This window comes from Lactobacillus sp. CA30L (assembly GCF_059900845.1).
Genome location: NZ_JBWXGB010000002.1, coordinates 151,667 through 169,638 on the forward strand (window position 1 = coordinate 151,667; position 17,972 = coordinate 169,638).

The 17,972-nt window shown below is 44.5% G+C and carries 16 protein-coding genes and 1 riboswitch; of the genes, 10 read left to right on the plus strand and 6 right to left on the minus strand.

Translation table 11 applies throughout. The annotated features are described in order from the left end of the window. Positions 1–35 precede the first annotated feature (35 nt). The 8 genes from AC2JF8_RS03230 to scrK all read left to right on the plus strand — a co-directional run bounded on the left by AC2JF8_RS03230 (position 36) and on the right by scrK (position 8,223). Positions 36–2,774, plus strand: a complete 2,739-nt coding sequence (locus AC2JF8_RS03230) for a sigma 54-interacting transcriptional regulator (RefSeq protein ID WP_500761095.1) — start codon at positions 36–38, stop codon at positions 2,772–2,774. Between the two features lie 145 nt (positions 2,775–2,919). Further along, the gene (locus AC2JF8_RS03235; protein WP_500761097.1) at positions 2,920–3,693 is read left to right on the plus strand and encodes a PTS mannose/fructose/sorbose/N-acetylgalactosamine transporter subunit IIC; all 774 of its coding nucleotides are present in this window, start codon (positions 2,920–2,922) and stop codon (positions 3,691–3,693) included. After that, positions 3,680–4,474 carry a PTS system mannose/fructose/sorbose family transporter subunit IID gene (locus AC2JF8_RS03240; RefSeq protein ID WP_500761099.1) on the plus strand — a complete coding sequence of 265 codons (795 nt, stop codon included), beginning with the start codon at positions 3,680–3,682 and terminating at the stop codon, positions 4,472–4,474. Before AC2JF8_RS03235 ends, AC2JF8_RS03240 begins: the two co-directional genes overlap by 14 nt. Before the next feature lie 10 nt (positions 4,475–4,484). Continuing rightward, positions 4,485–4,973, plus strand: a complete 489-nt coding sequence (locus tag AC2JF8_RS03245) for a PTS sugar transporter subunit IIB (protein WP_500761101.1) — start codon at positions 4,485–4,487, stop codon at positions 4,971–4,973. 16 nt (positions 4,974–4,989) lie between these two features. Beyond that, on the plus strand, positions 4,990–5,400 hold the full coding sequence (locus tag AC2JF8_RS03250) for a PTS sugar transporter subunit IIA (protein ID WP_500761103.1): 411 nt from the start codon (positions 4,990–4,992) through the stop codon (positions 5,398–5,400). After that, on the plus strand, positions 5,384–6,829 hold the full coding sequence (locus AC2JF8_RS03255; RefSeq protein ID WP_500761105.1) for a GH32 C-terminal domain-containing protein: 1,446 nt from the start codon (positions 5,384–5,386) through the stop codon (positions 6,827–6,829). The genes AC2JF8_RS03250 and AC2JF8_RS03255 overlap by 17 nt, the downstream gene beginning before the upstream one ends. Before the next feature lie 13 nt (positions 6,830–6,842). Then, a complete protein-coding gene (locus AC2JF8_RS03260; RefSeq protein ID WP_500761108.1) occupies positions 6,843–7,220 on the plus strand; it encodes a VOC family protein in 378 nt (125 codons plus the stop codon). A 130-nt stretch (positions 7,221–7,350) separates the two neighbouring features. Next, positions 7,351–8,223: a fructokinase ScrK gene (scrK, locus tag AC2JF8_RS03265; RefSeq protein WP_500761110.1), complete on the plus strand. Its 873-nt coding sequence runs from the start codon at positions 7,351–7,353 to the stop codon at positions 8,221–8,223. 363 nt (positions 8,224–8,586) lie between these two features. Here scrK and AC2JF8_RS03270 read toward each other — a convergent pair whose 3' ends face one another. The 4 genes from AC2JF8_RS03270 to AC2JF8_RS03285 all read right to left on the minus strand — a co-directional run bounded on the left by AC2JF8_RS03270 (position 8,587) and on the right by AC2JF8_RS03285 (position 12,823). Next, positions 8,587–9,072 (minus strand): hypothetical protein, encoded by a 486-nt coding sequence (locus AC2JF8_RS03270; protein WP_500761112.1) that lies wholly within the window; start codon positions 9,070–9,072, stop codon positions 8,587–8,589. Continuing rightward, a complete protein-coding gene (locus AC2JF8_RS03275; RefSeq protein ID WP_500761114.1) occupies positions 9,065–9,883 on the minus strand; it encodes a DUF3100 domain-containing protein in 819 nt (272 codons plus the stop codon). Before AC2JF8_RS03275 ends, AC2JF8_RS03270 begins: the two co-directional genes overlap by 8 nt. Position 9,884: 1 nt before the next feature. Beyond that, positions 9,885–11,150, minus strand: coding sequence for a M20/M25/M40 family metallo-hydrolase (locus tag AC2JF8_RS03280; RefSeq protein ID WP_500761277.1), 1,266 nt, complete (start codon positions 11,148–11,150; stop codon positions 9,885–9,887). Positions 11,151–11,407: 257 nt separating this feature from the next. After that, on the minus strand, positions 11,408–12,823 hold the full coding sequence (locus tag AC2JF8_RS03285; RefSeq protein WP_500761115.1) for a C69 family dipeptidase: 1,416 nt from the start codon (positions 12,821–12,823) through the stop codon (positions 11,408–11,410). Between the two features lie 270 nt (positions 12,824–13,093). On the opposite strand from AC2JF8_RS03285, the gene AC2JF8_RS03290 reads away from it, so the two are divergent. Together AC2JF8_RS03290 and AC2JF8_RS03295 are read left to right on the plus strand one after the other, a co-directional pair. Next, a complete protein-coding gene (locus tag AC2JF8_RS03290; RefSeq protein WP_500761117.1) occupies positions 13,094–14,668 on the plus strand; it encodes an ATP-binding cassette domain-containing protein in 1,575 nt (524 codons plus the stop codon). A gap of 67 nt (positions 14,669–14,735) precedes the next feature. Continuing rightward, positions 14,736–15,665: a phosphotransferase gene (locus tag AC2JF8_RS03295; protein ID WP_500761119.1), complete on the plus strand. Its 930-nt coding sequence runs from the start codon at positions 14,736–14,738 to the stop codon at positions 15,663–15,665. A gap of 101 nt (positions 15,666–15,766) precedes the next feature. Here AC2JF8_RS03295 and AC2JF8_RS03300 read toward each other — a convergent pair whose 3' ends face one another. Continuing rightward, on the minus strand, positions 15,767–17,074 hold the full coding sequence (locus AC2JF8_RS03300; RefSeq protein ID WP_500761122.1) for a nucleobase:cation symporter-2 family protein: 1,308 nt from the start codon (positions 17,072–17,074) through the stop codon (positions 15,767–15,769). Further along, positions 17,074–17,652 carry a xanthine phosphoribosyltransferase gene (locus tag AC2JF8_RS03305; protein ID WP_500761124.1) on the minus strand — a complete coding sequence of 193 codons (579 nt, stop codon included), beginning with the start codon at positions 17,650–17,652 and terminating at the stop codon, positions 17,074–17,076. The genes AC2JF8_RS03300 and AC2JF8_RS03305 overlap by 1 nt, the downstream gene beginning before the upstream one ends. Positions 17,653–17,727: 75 nt before the next feature. Then, positions 17,728–17,825: riboswitch (purine riboswitch) on the minus strand. Between the last annotated feature and the right edge of the window lie 147 nt (positions 17,826–17,972).

The window sequence follows — 17,972 nt, forward strand, 5'->3', positions numbered from 1 at the left end:
ACGCAATATTGATGAGTGCAACTTTAGAGGTTTATATGCTGAAAAATAAAGTTTTGAATTACCTTGAGAAACAGACTAAAACAGTAAATCTTGAAGACCTTGACGAACGATTTACTGCAGATGGCGTTGCTAAGCAATTGAACGCCAAGCGTAATACGGTTAGCTTATATTTGAATCAACTGGTTGGAGAGCAAAAATTGATCAAGATCAAAACTCGGCCTGTACATTTTATACATAAATCCAGATTCGAAAAGAATAATTTTCGGCTGCAGGCCAACGTTTACCAGTCTGTTGCTCAACTTGAAAAGGAAAATGATGCACAGGATATTTTTAAGAGTTTTACCCAAATTAATCCCAGTCTGAAAGAGAGCATTGAGCGTGTACGGGCGGCCATTCTTTATCCAAACGGCGAACTGCCTCTATTAATCACGGGTGAGAGCGGTACGGGGAAAAGCTACTTGGTAGGGTTGATTAATCGTTTTTGCCATACGCACAAATTGATTAGTGCTGCTGCACCCTTTATTACGGTTAACTGCGCGCAGTATGCCGACAACCCGGAATTGTTGACCAGTAACTTGTTTGGCTATAAGAAAGGTGCGTTCACCGGAGCCGACCAAGATCATCAGGGTGCCTTCGTTGAGGCGGATGGTGGTATTTTGTTTTTGGACGAGGTGCATCGCCTTGGGCCAAAGGGGCAAGAAAAATTGTTTACTTATCTTGACCAGGGAATTGTGTACCCCGTCGGAGAAACTGAGCATGGTAAAAGGGTCAACGTGCGCTTGTGCTTTGCCACCACCGAAGATTTGGATACTACTTTTCTGACGACCTTTATACGACGGATACCGGTTAAAATCACGTTGCCGCCACTCAGCAAGAGGAGCAAGGAGGAGCGGTTGAACCTAATTTATACGCTATTTGATAATGAGCAAAAGAAAATTGGCAGCACACTCGTAATTAGCGACCAGGTTCTGGATATGCTTTCCAATTACCAACCAAGTGGCAACATTGGTGATTTGAAGAACGCAATCAAGCTGACGATTGCGAATGCAAATGTCGATCAAAAAAATAATAAGCAGATATCAATTACGGCATATCACTTGCCCGATAGTGTTTTAACTAAGAGCAGGGTTGAGCTGTATCATACTCCGGGCAAGCCAATGATTATTACCAGCGATACGGAAATAAGCAATTTGATTGCTCGTAATTTTCCTGAGAAGAAAATTTTTCTTAACAGTCTGCGCCGGTTGCTTGATATTTACGAGCAAAATGATGAAAATCTGCACCTCTGCGAGTCAAGACTCAAACAGATAGTCTACCAATTATTTGATACATTATTGTTTGAAAAGGACAATAGCAAGCAAATACCACTGTTGTCATACGTGATCGAAAACGTAAAGCACCTCTTTGACCAGTTGAAAAATGCTTACCAATTAAAAATTAGCGGCAATGCGGTTTATGCAATTAGTTATTACTTATTTGAACGGGAAAAGATTCAGTGGAACATCGACGAGTTTAAAAACAAGAATACTTTGTTGAGTTTAGCGCGCGATGTACGACAGCGGTATTCTGAAGTTTATGTCTATGTATCAAAGCTTATTAACCTGATAAAAGATAATTTAGATATTGAATTGAATGAAGTTGATTATATTTTCTTGTCAATCTACCTTAATAAGTTGGAAATAATTACTAAAACTGGTCTGGTAAAGGCAATTGTGCTTGCACACGGCTATGCAACAGCAGGAAGCATTGCCAATGTAGTGAATCGTTTGCTTGGAGCGCACACGCTAGATGCCTTTGATATGCCGATTAACGTTAGTGCTCAAGAAATTGCCAACAAAATCATTGATTATAGCGAAAATAACGATATTTCCCACGGGTTAATTATTTTAGTTGACATGGGATCGTTAAAGGAAATTGAAACACTTTTTCCACGGCAAATTGACGCACCGATCCTGCTAATGAATAATGTCTCAACTTCCTTGGCACTGGAAGTTGGTGAAGGTATTTTGAAGAAACGCAGCTTTAAGGAAATTTGTCAATTAGCTAAACAAGTCAGTGAGCTTGATATTAAGCTGACGTATCCTCAAAAGAATAAGCAAAAAGTGATTTTAACAACGTGCTATTCCGGAATTGGTACAGCTACGCACGTTGCCAGACTATTAGAGCGCTGTTTGCCCACGGGCAAGAAAATCAAAATTATTCCCTATGATTATCAAGCACTCCAAGATGCTCAAAAAGTCAAAGTTATTCGTAAAATGTACGATATAGTGGGAATCATTGGGACTGAGAATCCTCATATATCTGATATAGACTTTATTTATTTGGAGAAGATTTTGTCGGATAAGGATACTGCCAAGCTCCGAAAATGGTTTACGGGCTTTTTTTCTGACCAAGAGATTACTACTATATCCAGCAACTTGGTCAAGAACTTCTCATTAGAGCAAACTATCAATATGGTTACCATACTTGACGCTTCAAAGGTAATCGAAAATATTACTATTTTTATCCAAGAAGTGGAGCGGCGTTTTGCGATTACGTTGTCCAATCAGAAGAAGTTTACTTTGTACGTCCACATTAGTTATTTAATCGAAAGATTGATTAGAAAGGAAACCAATAATTTGGATTCTAAATATGAAAAATCGTTTTTTGAAAAGTATGGGCCTGAGCTGGATAAAATCAGAACCGCATTTAGTGTGATTAAAGATAATTATAATGTGAAAATACCGTCGTCTGAGTTAGTCTACATCGATCAAATAATTTTTAATCGACAATAAAAATGCACGTGAGTCAGTAATTAGTGACCTACGTGCGTTTTTTTATATATTCTTGGCACGAAAATTGCTAAAAGCTTTATAGGAGGAAAGTAATGCTTAAAGAACTTAGCAGTTTTATTTTTATATCTTCAAGAAGGAGAGAGAAATGTTATTACAAAATATATTGGTTATAATATATGGCTTTATTATTAATTTTGATAAAGAGGGCCCTAAAATTGGCATATCACAACCGGTTGTAGCTGGTTTTATCACTGGCTTAATTATGGGGGATGCAGAGACTGGCCTCTACATTGGTGGTACTCTACAATTAATGACACTTGGCATAACCAGTTTTGGAGGGGCGTCTGTACCAGATTATCAAACGGCAGCCTTAATTGGTACTTATTTGACTTTGGCAACACACCAAAAAGCCGCAATTGGTGTTGCCCTTGCAATTCCAATTGCTCTATTGATTGTTCAAGTCGATGTTTTAAAGTGGTCTGCTAACATCTTTTGTCAACAAAGAGCTGAGAAATTTGTAGAAGAAGGTAATTATCGTATGATTAGCTGGATGCAGTATCTTGCCACATTATTTACCAGCTTTGTATCTGGAATTCCTGTTTTATTGACGGTTATCTTGGGCCCTAAGATTGTTGGCAGTTTTATTAATTATATCCCAGCGTGGCTGTCTGGCGGCTTAAAGACGGCAGCCGGGATCTTACCAGCTGTTGGTATCGGAATGCTTCTTCAATACTTACCTACTAGAGACTACTTTTCGTATATTATTATTGGATTCGTTTTAGCAATTTACTTAAAGATGCCAATTATTGGTATTTCTCTAATCGGTTTTGCAATTGCTTTGATTTTATATAAAAATCAGTCTAAAGCCAATGGTACAGTAAAAGAAGCTGCAGATGGAGGATTGAATGAAGATGAGTAAAATGAATAAAGTTTACAGAAAAGTAATGAATCGCTGGATTGTTTTCGGTGCAACATCCTTAAATTATGAAAAATATGAAGCGTTAGGTTATACCTACGCAATGATGCCTTTTATTGATGAAAATTATAAAAACGATCCCAAAGGCAAGAAAAATGCAATAAAAACTCAATTACAATTCTTTAATACCACTCCTTATACGGCACCATTCATTATGGGCGTAGACGTGGGAATGGAAGAAAAAGGAAAAACTGCTTCACTTGAAGCGGTTAGCGCTTTAAAGACAGGATTGATGGGGCCATTAGCTGGTATAGGTGACAGTGTATTTGTGACCATTCCATGGACAATCTTTGGTGCAATTGCTGCTAACATGGCTTTGAATGGTAATCCATTTGGAGTGTTTATGTGGATTGTTGCTTCAATTTTGCTGAGGCTTACCGCTTATCCATTGTTCAATGCTGGTTATAAATCGGGTACCAAGATGCTCTCGTCTATCAATACAACACTTAAAGCTCTTACCAATGCTGCTTCAGTACTTGGATTAATGGTTGTTGGTGCATTGGCAGCAACTATGGTAAAAGTAAATTTGGCATTTACCTTTAAACAAGGCAAATTAACAATGACAGGTAATAGTATCTTAGATCAGATTATGCCTGGCCTCTTACCAGCAGCTGCTGTAGCAATAATTTACTATTTACTTGGGAAAAAGGTAAAACCAGTATATGTAATATTGATTGTACTAGTGGTATCAGTGGCATTAAATGCAATGCATATTTTAGCTTAAGGGGTAAATAATGACAGAGAGTATGGAAGGAATCATTCACGTTAGAATTGATGATCGAATGATTCATGGTCAAGTTGCAACGCAATGGAGTGGTCGCCTAAATGCAACAAGGATCATGGTAATTAATGATGCTATTATGAATGATGAGATGCGCAAGACTGTTGTTAGATTAGCAGCTCCAGCTAATGTAAGCACTTCGATTTTGGGGAAAGAAAAGGCTCTTGACAATATAAAAAACGGTAAGTACAAGGGGCAACGTGTATTGCTAATTTGCATATCACCAATGGATGTTAATTATTTAATTGATAATGGGCTTCCAATTACGAAAGTGAATGTTGGCAATTTGGCTCAACGTGAAGGAACTGAACGAGTTAGACCGTCAATCAATGTTACTCAAGAAGAGAGACTAGCATTTAAGCAATTAATTGATCGTAGAATTGAAGTAACTGTAATACCAACGCCACAAAGTCCCACAGTTCATTTAAAAGATTATATTTAAGAAGGATTATTTTTCAATGTTTAACGTTATTATTGCTACACATGGCCATCTTGCCTCAGAATTTCTAAATGTTTTACAATCATTTTTTGGCAAAATTTCACAAATAAGTGTAATTGAATTAGGAGATAATGGTGTAGAACAATTTTCCAGCAAAGCTGATAAGTTAGTTGCATCTATGAGTAATCAACAGGTACTTGTCTTTTGCGACATTGCAGGGGGAACGCCTTTCAATGAATTTGCAAAGAGAAGTGTGCTTTGGAAGAGCGGGTCTCATCTATTTGGTGGCGTCAATCTTCCAACTCTAGTTGAGACTCTGAATTTAAGAATGCAGAATAAAACGTTAAACGAAGTAGTAGAAGCAATTAGACAATTGCAGCCGCTAACTGAATTTGAAATCAAAAACGTTATGAGTGCTGAAGACGAATAAAAAGGAACGTATCATAAAAATGCAAAAAATATTTTATCAACCCAACGGGCATTGGTTTGGCGATTGTATGCCGTTCTTCAATAATGAAGACCAAACCTTTTATCTTTTTCATCAAAGAGATACCCGAAAACCAAAACCGTTAACGGATCCATTTGGTTGGTCGCTTGTGACGACTAAGGATTTTGTTAATTTTAAAGATTATGGTGAAGTTTTGCCAAAGGGTTCGCACGATGCTGCTGATCAATTTATTTATGCAGGTAGTGTAGTCCAGGGCAAAGGGGAGAAGCTTGCCTTCTATACAGGTCATAATCGGCAGGCAAAGCTTGCTAAAAAGACCTCGGAGATATTGATGTTGGCTACTAGTCAAGATTTGATTCACTGGCAAAAATCGGGACAGGCTACAAGTTTAGTGCCACAGAATGGTTATGACCATAATGATTGGCGTGATCCAGTGGTTGTTTATGATGATAATAAAAAGAGCTATATTATGGTTTTAGGTGCTAGATTGCCTAGTGATAAGAAAAAGCCAACCGGTAGATTGGTTTATTTTGAATCTAAAGACATGAAGGATTGGAAATTCAAAGGTGATTTTTGGAGTCCGAATGAATTTAACATGCTAGAGATGCCTGACTTGTTTAAGATGAATAATAATTGGTATTTAGTCTTTTCTGAATATTCCGAAGACAAAAGAACCAAATACCGTATTAGTAAAAATTTGTTTGGTAATTGGCGCTCATTAAATGACGAATTCTTTGATGGTAAAGCTTATTATGCGGCTAGAACTGTAGGCAATGATCAAGTTGGGCGCTTTTTGACAGGCTGGGTTGCAACAAAAGAAAATAGCGAAGATCTTGGAAACTGGGATTGGGGTGGTGCCTTTGTTCCTCACCAGATTGTTCAGCGAGACGATAAGACGTTAGGAGTAACGCTACCACAACCAATTATCGATAATTTTGCCCAAGTGACTTCATTGCCGCCCCTTGAGCTAGGACAGACCGGTGGTAAAAATGAAAAAACAATTATCCAAGATATACCAGAGCAATTTTTGCTTGAAGCTCAAATTGAAGTTCTTGCCGATACCAAAGAATGTGGAATTAAGGCTTTTGTCAATGATGTAACTAGAGAGGGTTATCAATATAAGATTTCTAAACCTGAGCACGCGCTTAAATTCTCGAGAACTCCAAATTATCCGTGGCCTTCGTACTTTGACACCGGGTTGCAGCGCCCGATATCATTAGTCCAAGGCCAGAAATATGATATCAAATTGATTGTTGACGATAGCATTATCATTTTATATGTTAATAATGTAGCTTTGAGTGCACGTATGTATAACAAGACTGGTAAAGAACTTAGCTTTTTTGTAACTGAAGGTAAAGTTGCAGTTTCAAATATAAAATACTTTACTCAATGGAAAGACACAGAAAGATAATTGAGGCGGTTAAATGATTTTTTATGGTTTACAACATATTGGTATACCAACGCAAAAATTTGAACAAAGTAAAATGTTTTATGAAAACCTAGGTTTTAAGTTGGTCAATACTGAGAATGTCAATGGCATGCGTGTTGGATTCTACCAGCTAGAATCATTAATGCTGGAAAGTTGGGATTCCCCTAAAGAAGCACCAGAAAAGGTGGGTGCAATTAACCATATTGCACTTGATACAACCGATATTAATAAAGCCTTTGAGTTCGTTAATGAATTAAATGTTCAGTTTGTTGACGATGGTATTCAAAGCCTGCCTTATTGGGAAAATGGTATCAAATACTTTAACTTTTATGGCCCTAATAAAGAAATTTTTGAAGTTTGTCAAAAGTTATAACTGATATTGGGTAATAACTCGTTAAGCTGAACACATCAGAAAACGAGTTTTTATTTTACAAAATTGTTAATTGTCATGCTAATCAGCGTAAAATTATAGGTAAATAGTTTTAACGGAAAAGGAGCTCTAAATGCTATTAGGATCAATTGAAGCCGGCGGCACCAAGTTCGTCTGTGCCGTTGGCAACGAGAATTACCAGGTTAAAGACCAAGTGACGTTTCCGACAACGAAACCGGCGGAAACCCTGCAAAAAGTTGCCGATTACTTCAAGGAATCGGGGGTCGAAGCAATCGGCATCGCCTCCTTTGGCCCAATCGAGGTGCGCAAAACGGCGCCCAATTACGGCTACATCACCGACACACCGAAGGCGGGCTGGAGCAATACCGATTTTGTGGGCTTTCTCAAAAAACACATTGACGTGCCGATGTACTTTACCACGGATGTGAATGGTTCTGCTTACGGCGAATATGTTATGGCGCAATTGTCCAACGAGGACGTCGATTCACTGGTCTATTATACGGTTGGCACCGGCGTTGGCGGCGGCGCAATCATTGGCGGCAAGCTCGTTGGGTCACTCGGCCACCCCGAAATGGGCCACGTGAAGCTTAAGCGCCACCCCGATGACCTCAACTTTGCTGGTGTCTGTCCATTTCACAAGGATTGCCTGGAAGGGCTGGTCTCCGGGCCGACCTTTGAGGCGCGCTTGGGCAAAAAGGGCCAGGATGTCCCCCTGAGCGCTCCCGTGTGGGACATCATGAGCTATTACGCTGCCCAGGCCGCCCTCCAGGTTACGCTGATTTTGCGTCCCGATAAGATTGTTTTTGGTGGCGGCGTCACGAGTGAAAGTTTCTTACAAAAAGTGCGCCGGGACTTTGACCAGTTGTTGAACGGCTACGTCCATGTTCCAGCACTCGACCAGTACATTATGATGCCGGAGATCAGCAACAACGGCTCGGCCACCGTCGGCGACTTTGCACTGGCAAAGCGCATGCTGCGGGAATAAAAACTCAAACTAAATTCGCACATCAAAAAACAGCGGCAAGTGGTGTGAATCCCAAAATTAGGCCAGCTTAATAAATTCTAGCTGAGGACTAACTCTCAATATTCAGAAGGAGTTAGTTCTCTTAATTTGCTCTCGATTCTTTTGGTGCTGCAGTAGTCAATGTGGCTGTCCGGGCTATTTTTGCGGGTTGGTGGTCTTGGCCGCTGGTCGACTAAGGTACGCAATTTTTTAGAACCAATGCCATAATCATGCTAATGATGAAAGGTTTCATTTTTGGCTATCTAGGTAATTTGGCCATAAAAATAAGATCCCCAAAATTGTCTTAATTCCGGGGACCGTATTAAATTGAAGCAATCACGATTTTTAGCTAAGATTGAGGGCAATTTGTGAGATTAAGGTATCCATGAAGTACATGCCAAAGAAAACAAAAATTGCTACGATTAAAATCTTCCACGATATCTTCGATAGTTCCTTCAAACGGGTGGTAACTGATATTCCAGCAAATGCTAGAACAGAGGTCGTTAGTGAAAGAAAATCCACAGCATTGATAACGCGCACGCAGTAGGGACTAATCAGACAAAAAATTAGGGAAACAATTGAGACCCAACCTAGAATAGGGAATCCCTGGATGATTTTCCAGGGCACTTTTTTCATTAGCATGCTGATAACTATGCCTAACAGTGAAAAAAGCCATAACATGCCCAGCCCAATGAACGTGTCAGTGGTAATTGGCGTGCTTTTGGGATTTTTAATTAACTTAACCCATTGCACGAATAGTACTAAGCTAATACTAAGTAAAAGGATTGTGGCATCTTTAACCAACTCATATAAGTTGTTTTCTTTATTCATGATCTGGATTAACTTCCTTCTTTTTATCTAACAGTCTAGTGATGTGGGTGTACATGAATCTTTGCAGGGGTACTGCCAGGAAGTACATGATATAAGTTCCAATGAAGCTTGTCAGCAATTGACTGGCCGCGGCGAAGGACAAAATAATGTCACTGTGCTGAGGTACTAAAGCTGCTAAGGATGTTGAAGCTGCGGTCATCATTGAACTGGAGCCAACACCAGCACTCATTGCGATAGCCTTGTAGCTAAAGCCCATTCCTAGAAGCAGCGGGGCCAGGATGGAGAAGATAATTGAGCCAAAAATGGTGCCAATTAAATAAATTCCGAGTACTCCTCGACCTTCCGGCGAATTTAGCGTGTATTTTTCACTGATGTATGCCAGTTCGCCTTCACGACCCAAGCCCAAGGTTGAACCGATGGCTTCTTCTCTTAAGCCCAGCAATAATGCTACCGGTAAACCAAAGATGATCGTGCCTAAATTGCCTAATTCATGGACTAGAAAAACCCAGCCAACGGAAATGATTTCGTTGATTTTAGGAGCGACATTGGCACCATAACGTGCCATTAAGGGCAACATGATAAGAATCATGTATTTGCCGGCAAATTTCACGCGTTTATCGCTGTAGAGCTTTTTTATAGGTTTTGCGGGAATCAAATAAATTAAAATAGCAATGATTACCGCAAACACTAGGGGTAAGACCGAAATTTCGATTGTGCCGACTTTAAATACCTGGATACCGATCATTTCAGCAATTGTATCTATTAGCAACACCAAAATAATTAGCGGACCGTATGCTTTTAAATATTTCATTTTATTGCGCCATCTTTTCTAATTCAGTTAGATATTCTTCTTTTGTTCTCTTATAAGTTTTTACCCGATCGAGATTATTTGAAATCTTGCGAATACAGTTAAAGACAAACTCGGGGAAAATTGCCAGAACAAATTTAGGATCAACTAAGGTGAAATCATCGCCATGAATGGTTCCGTTCCAGCCGCCGTAGCCAATTTGGATTGTTGGTACTAAAAAGCTAACATCGCCAATGTCGCCTGCTGCCATTGTGTAGCCCCGATCTTCTATTAAACCGGGAATCTCTTCGTTTGCAGAAAAGACATCTTTCACAATGGCATTCATGCTTTTACTAGAAATTAAGGGCAGGTAGCCAACTTGCCGTTCAGACTTAACGGAGCCGCCAAGAGCTGCTGCACAGCCTTCTGCGGCTTGCTTAAAACGGTCCATTAGCTTTTGCGCGTTGTCTATGTCGAAAAATCTTAAGTCTGTGCCCATCTTGACGTGGTCAGGAATTACGTTAATCGATTCGTGATTTTCCCCAACAATTACCGGATTAAACCTTATGCGATTGGGATCCTTAACCTGCTGACGCTGCAAGGCTAAAGCGGTATTGAATAGCGTAGCCATGCTTTGAGCATTAACGCCTGCATCGGGAGCAAAAGCAGCGTGACTGGCCTTGCCATAGAAATCAAAATAGACAAAATTAAAACCCGCAAGGTCACAGTTGATTTCGATAGTTCGCTCATCAAAGTCCTCACCGATTGCATGAACCGAAACACAATAGTCAATATCATCAAAAATGCCGCGTTTGATTGCTTCTTGCTTGCCACCGAAGTAATCGATTTGGCCAGTCTCTTTTTGCTGCTTTCTCCAGGCAAGATCGACAAACTCCTCAGAGGGGGTGAAGATAAATGCCAGGTTAGCACCAAAGTCTTCAAGTCTGTGATTGGCAACTACTTCATTCATGATTGCTAGTGCGGTAGTGACTTGGGTGTAATGGCCACAAGCCTGAGCGGCACCGGTATTTGCATCTGCTAATTTGTGATTGGGCTGGTAGAGCGAATCCATTTCAGCGATGATTCCAATTGTTTTCTGCTTGTTATTAGGCAACGTTACTCTTAAACCGGTTTTTAAATAATGTTCGACTTTTAATCTTGGGCTGATTTGATGAATTTCATCTTCAATCCTTTCAGATGTTTTGCATTCTTTGTAACCAAGCTCTGGATTATGAAGCAAAAAATCAGCAATTTCAGCAATTTTAGGGTATTTTTTTTGAAAACTTGACATTGTATCCTCACTTTTGATCTTATATTGCGACATATGACAATAATAAGGATAAAATAAAATCAGCAATTATACAAGAACAAAAATGTGATATTTGCTATTAATATTCGTAATTAATATCATTCAGACAAAGCAAAATCCATGTTAAGGGTTTAAGTTGATACTATTTATTACATTGTTAAAAATTCTCACATCAAAAAACAGCGGCAAGTCCAATCACTTGTCGCTGTTTTGCTGTTTTAAAATGTTAGTTTAAAATATTAGTCCAATAAGTCAAACTTCAAGGTCATCAAGTTGTGACCTTCCTTAACCATGTTGCCGAGCAGCTCGACAGTGTTGTCGTAGACTTGGTCGGCCATTTTCTGGTTGGCCGCCATTAACGCGTCTTCAACCGCTTGACCGGAGAGGCCCTTAACCTCCTTGTCGGTTTCGTGCTGGATGTGGTGGCACTGCGCCAGCGACTTCTGCTCGAAGTCGGTTTCGAGTTCGCCATATATCTTGAAGTTGGTGTCGCCGAGCTGGGCGGTCAGCTTGTTGAGCCAGAAGATTTGCTTCAGGTCAAACTTGGGACCGGTCTGAAAACGCTTAGGCGTGTCGCTCACATTGGTATAGAATGGCACCATGCTGTTGAACGTGTTGGGGCCGAAGGCCAGCCACTGGACACCAGCAATTTCTTCCGGAACGTTATTGCGCACCTGGAGAATGTGCGTTTCAAAGTTGCGGTTGAGCCCGATGGGCCGGAAGGATTTCTTTTGCTCGGGCGTGCCTAAATCGCCGTACGGGTCGTATGGCGTGTCCTGGTAGTGGGAACTCTCAATCCACTTGATGTCCTCAATGCTGATCTTGCGGGGAGCACGGCAAATGAAGGGCTGGTCCTGGTTGCCTGGCTGACCGCCAAAGTTAGGGTCGAAGTAGTTGTGGACGAACCAAGCCCGCGGGTTGTTGTAGTGCGCGTCCTTGACCGTCGAGCTGCCGAAGATGTGGCGCATGTTGTAGCCCTCTTGGTCGGGGTTCAGGCGGTATTCGGCAATCAGGTCCTCCAGGCCATCGTCGGCCATGAAGCCGTCCTGGCCAAAGTGGAATTCGTCAATGTTTAGCCGGTTGGGTGCAACAACATAGGCATCATCGGGAATCCGGCGGGCAATCCAGTGGTGACCGCCGATACTTTCCAGGTACCAGATTTCATCGTGATCGGCAAAGGCCATGCCGTTCATTTCATAAGTGCCATACTTCTCCAGCAGGTAACCTACGCGCTTGATGCCATCGACCGCCTTGTGCAGGTAAGGCAAAGTCAGGGTCACGAAGTCTTCTTCGCCAAGACCGCCATGCTCCAGCAGCGGGTCGATCCCCTGAATCCGGGAATTGGTAGTGATGGTTTCGGTTGCGGTCATGGCCACGTTGGCGGAATTGATGCCGGCCGCTGCCCAAATGCCGCTTTCACCGGACACGTCGGGTGCGCTGGTGTAGCGCAAGGGGTTAGCCGGCAGGTCGGCATCGTCAATCTTCTGGTGGCTGATGACGCTCTCGTAGTGGCGAGGCTGCTGGTCAGGAGCAATGACCTTAAAGCCCTCCGGGATAATCTCGCGGCCGCCGTCTTCGCTGCGGGCAATCATCGTCGAACCGTCGAGCGAGGCGTTTTTGCCGACAAGAATTGTTGTACATTCTGCTTTTTTCATAAAATCGATCCTTTCAAGTTTCTTATCTTTCTATTGTATTAAAAATAAGTGTGTAATTGCAAAGAAATGAAACGAACTTTGTTAAATTGTTGCCGGTAGATAAGTGAACATGCTAGTGGCTAGCATGCATAGGGACTGCTTTTTGCCGGCCAAGTGGGGACCGCTTAGACATCATATTTGACCGCTTGCGAAAATGAACTAGATTTTACAAAAAAATTAGGGTTAAATAATTATTATTAATTAATTCATCAGTGTATTGTGGAGGCAAACATGATTTTTAAAAACTACTCGCACCTGAAGTTCTTCTGGCTGAACGTCTTCGGACTGATTACCAGTACGACCAACATTATTATGGCCTACATGGTCGGCTCGCTGACCAACATGGCAACAGACAAGCAGTTTGGCAAGCTACCGCTATTTTTCATCCAGGTGATTATTGCGCTGATTCTCGTGATGTTCGCCAACCTCACCTTCAATTACCTGAAGGCGGACGCGATTAAGCAGACCAACGTCAAGCTGCGGACCAAGGTGCTCAAGGGGATGCTCCTGAGCAGCAGCGAGGATGCAAGCAACCTGGGCTTTCTGACCAACGACTTTAAGCTGCTGGAAACGAACCGCTACGAGGCCGAGATTTCGATTCTGACCTACTTTTACACGGTTTTGCTCGCCCTAGGTTACGCGCTCTACCTGAATCCCATTCTGACGATCATGTTTTTTGCCGGCTCGCTCATCCCGATGATCGTGTCCAACTTCCTGCAAAAACCGATTCAGCGGGCTTCGGAGGGCTGGACCAAGGCCAACGACCAGTACGTCAACCAGACCAAGAACACGCTGGCGGGAACCAGCACGCTCAACCTCTACAACCGGCAGGACAATGCCGTTGAGCGTGACCGGGGTATCATCAATTTGCTTGAGAATAAATTGGCGCGGATGAACCTGCTCAAGGACAACACGAACGCCTACCTCAACATCATTGTCATGGGCGGCACGTTCCTTGTGCCCTTCGCGGTCGGCATCATCCTTGTAATCAAGGGCTTCACCACCCTGGGCGCGCTTTTCGGCGTTATTCAGCTGTCGAACTCGTTTGTTAACCCAATCCTGCAGATCCTCAACGAGCGCAACAACCTGTCCACGACCAAGGGCATCGTCAAGCGGATCGACCAATTCTGCCAAAAGGCTGACGGTCACGGGGCAAGTTCAGCGGCGACACATGCGAGCTTTGCAGAGTTGGAAGTTGTGGGGCTGAGCCTGTCCCGTCAGGGTCAAAAGCTGGCCAACAACATCGACTTAACTATTAAAAAGGGTCAAAAGGTGGCCATCATTGGTCCATCAGGCGCTGGCAAGTCGACGCTATTGCAATTTCTCATGTACGGTGATTATGGCCAGGCCAAACAAGTTGTGCTCAACCACAAGCCGGTAGCGCCGGGCAAATTTACCAACCTCTTTGCCTACTCGAGTCAGAGTGCCGTGATTTTTGCGGATACGCTGTGGTTCAACCTCACCTTAGGCGTGGAGATTCCGCAAGAAGAAGTGCTTGCGGTTTGCCAAGGCGTGGGTCTGGGCGAACTAATTCAAGACAAGGGCCTGGACTACGAACTGGGCGACAATGCCGACCAGCTGTCGGGCGGGCAGCTGTCGCGGATCGAACTGGCACGGGCAATTCTGTCCCAACGCCAAATTCTTTTATTGGATGAAGTCAACGCCTCGCTGGACAAGGCCACGTCAAACCAGGTGCACGATTACCTGTTTGATTCGGACCGCACGTTTATTGAGGTGATCCACCACTACGAGCCGGAAGAGTTGACCCGTTACGACCAGGTCATCGACTTTAACGACTACGTTTAGGTGTTGAGTGATTTTAACAGGAGCGGTTCGAAAAGGAGCTGCTCCTTTGTTCAAGGGGACCAGTTATATGGTAGAGAACAGAAAACTTAAGCAGTTACTGGACCGGGTGCTAAGCGCGCAGTTAGTTCCCATCGACCATGAGTCTTTAAACAGCACGTTTGCCGGTTACAGCCAAAAGCACAAGCAGCAAGTCTTCGTCAAGGTCTTTACGCAAAAGCAAAAGCTTGTGACCGAGAAGACGGTCAACGAGCAGCTCAACCAGCGCGTGCTTGAGTCTTTTACGCTCGCGACGACACCAGAACTATTTGTACTGGTCATGACGGACCTAGCCCCGCGGGCCCTGACCGGTAAAATTACGAATGAACTAGCAGCAGAGATGGGCACGCAGCTGGCCAGCTTCCACATTCAGGTCAGGCCGTTTGCCGGTATCGTTACTGCGGACAACTTATTTGCTAAGATGCAAGGAGACATTGCCAGCCTGGACGAATCGGCCATTAAGAAACGCTTGGGCGCTCTTTTTGCCGGCTTTTCCAAGGTCAAGCCGCAGGTTGAGCAGGATATCCGGGTCAATTCCCACTTTGTCCTGCACGGTGACGTCGGCGTGCGCAACTACCAGCTGGTTGACGGTAAGTTGACCCTGATTGATTTTGAACGGGCACGGCTCGGTGTTAACTATCAGGATTTTGTCAAGCTTTTTTACCAGGACTTTGCCTTAAATGAAGAGTTGATTCGGGCTTTTATGCAGGGGTATGCGGCTGGCGGAAACAAGGTTGAGGTCCTTCCGGTCACGCAGGCCCTGCTGATTCTGCTTTCGGCCGTCGGCATCATGAAGTACACGGCCAAAATCAGCGACCCCGAGTTCAAGGCCGTCGGCGTGCAGATGCTGGCAACGGTTGAATGCTTTCTGAAAGAGGCAGGGTTATTGGGCAAGCAGCCGGCTGGAGCCGCGGGCAGGTTTGCACCCCAGATCTTTAACAGCATCATTAAGACGAACTAGGGGGCACGAAGAGCCTCCATATTTCCGGAATGCCGCAATCTACCGGACATAAAAAGGTGCCTTCCACGAGGAAAGACACCTTTTTTGTGATTGGGAAAATTCTAGGAGATGGTTGTGGCCGGATCGGCCGGCTTGACCTCGATGCCGTTGAGCAGCAGGTTCAGGATTGTGGCCGACAGGCTGGTAATCACGATCCCGTTGCTCAGGAAGAGCTGAACGGTTGCGGGCAGATTTTGGAAAAATTGCGGGTAGATCGTGACGCCCAGGCCTAGTCCAACGGAGATGGCGATGATCAGGACGTTGCTGTTGGCAGTCAGGTCGACCTTGGCCAGGGTCTTGATGCCCTGAACGGCAATCATGGTGAACATGACCAGCATGGCCCCGCCGAGAACGGGCGTCGGGATGATGGTCACCAGTGCGCCGATCTTAGGCAAAAGCCCCATGGCCATGAGCAGGCCGGCTGCCCAGTAGATTGGCCGCTTGGTCTTGATGCCCGACAGCTGCAGCAGGCCCACGTTTTGCGAGAAGGTTGTGTACGGAAAGGCGTTGAATAATCCGCCGAAAATCTGGGCAATTCCTTCAGCGCGGTAGCCCTTCTTGAGTTCTTCCTCGGTGACCTGGTGGTCAATCAGGTCGCCGGTGGCAAAGAAGACGCCAGTCGATTCGACCATCGAAACCAGGGCAATGATAATCATGGTCAAACTCGACGACCACTCGAAGTGGGGCACGCCGAAGTAGAAGAGCTGCGGCAGGTGGAACCAGGAAGCTTCAAGGACGGGCTTGAAGGAGACGATGCCCATGAAGGAGGCAATGGCAGTGCCAATGATCAGCCCAATCAGAACGGAGATGGACCGCATGAAGCCCCGGGTCCAGATTTGCAGGGCCAGGATGATGAACATGGTGGCAAAGGCGAGCAGCAGGTTTTGACCGCTGCCAAAACTCTTGGCCTGGGAACTGCCGCCGCCCATGTTTTGGACAGCAACCGGGATGAGGGAGAGACCGATCGTGGTGATTAGCGTTCCCGTGACCACCGGTGGAAAGAACTTCTTGATTTTGGCGAAGACGCCCGCAATCAAGACGACGAAGATGCCGGCCGCGATGATTGCGCCGTACATGTCGTTAATTGAAAACTTCTGGCCGATCATCTGCAGCGGTGCGACCGCCTGGATGGCACAGCCCAGGATCACGGGGAAGCCAATGCCGGAAAACTTGTTGGTGAATAGCTGCAGCAGGGTGGCGAGCCCGCACATGAAGATGTCGATTGAGACCAGGTAGGTCATCTGGGCGGCGGAAAAGTGCAGCGCCCCGCCGATTAAAAGCGGGACGGCAACGGCGCCGGAGTACATGGCAAGCAGGTGCTGCAGACCTAAAACGGCTGCTTTTTGGTGGCTGACTTCTTTTTGCTGCATTATTCCTCTCCTTCAAAATGCACCTGGCCGTCGGCCAGGCTACCAATCTTGGCCAGGGCTGCGAGCCGGTAGCCGTGTTCTTGGACCCAATCGCTGCCGCCCTGGAAGGTTTTGGCCACCACGACGCCGACGCCGGCAATATCCGCGCCTGCCTGCTCGGCAATGTTGATCATGCCCTTGACGGCCTCACCGTTGGCCAGGAAGTCGTCAATGATTAGGAGATTGTCCTCCCTGTGCAGGAACTTCTGCTCGACGCAGATCTGGTTCGTTACTTTCTTGGTGTAGGAGTAGACGTCGGCCCAGTAGACTGCATCGTTGAGCGTCGAGGGCTTTTTCTTGCGGGCAAAAACCATGGGCACGTGCAGCTGGTAAGCGGCCATCAGTCCGGGCGCGATCCCGGATGCTTCGCAGGTCAGAACCTTGGTGATGCCTTCATCCCTGAAAAGTTCTGCAAATTCTTGCCCCGCTGCCATCATCAGCTCGGGGTCGACCTGGTGGTTTAAAAACGAGTTGATCTTCAGTACGTTGCCCGGCAATACTTCGCCGTCGCGGCGAATGCGGTCTTCAAATAGCTTCACGTTTTCCTCCTTGAATCAAAAAGGGCCCTTTCTACCACAACTATGGCAAAAAAGACCCTGAGAGCAGCGTGAGCTGCTACCGCCTTGATTGGCCATAGTTCAGAATTTACGGTTCTGAGTAGAGACTGCCGACCTTATTTCGGCAATATATAGACCTGATATTTCCTTGTGCCTGCATTCTACCACAAGAAAAAGGCCCAGTGCAAGGCGCAAGATTACGAACAAATGCGAATTAATTTGGGCATAGGTAGGAAATAATTCGTGAAAAATACAAAACTGATTAAAAAGAGTTGACCGTGAGTGCAATTCTTAGTAGAGTT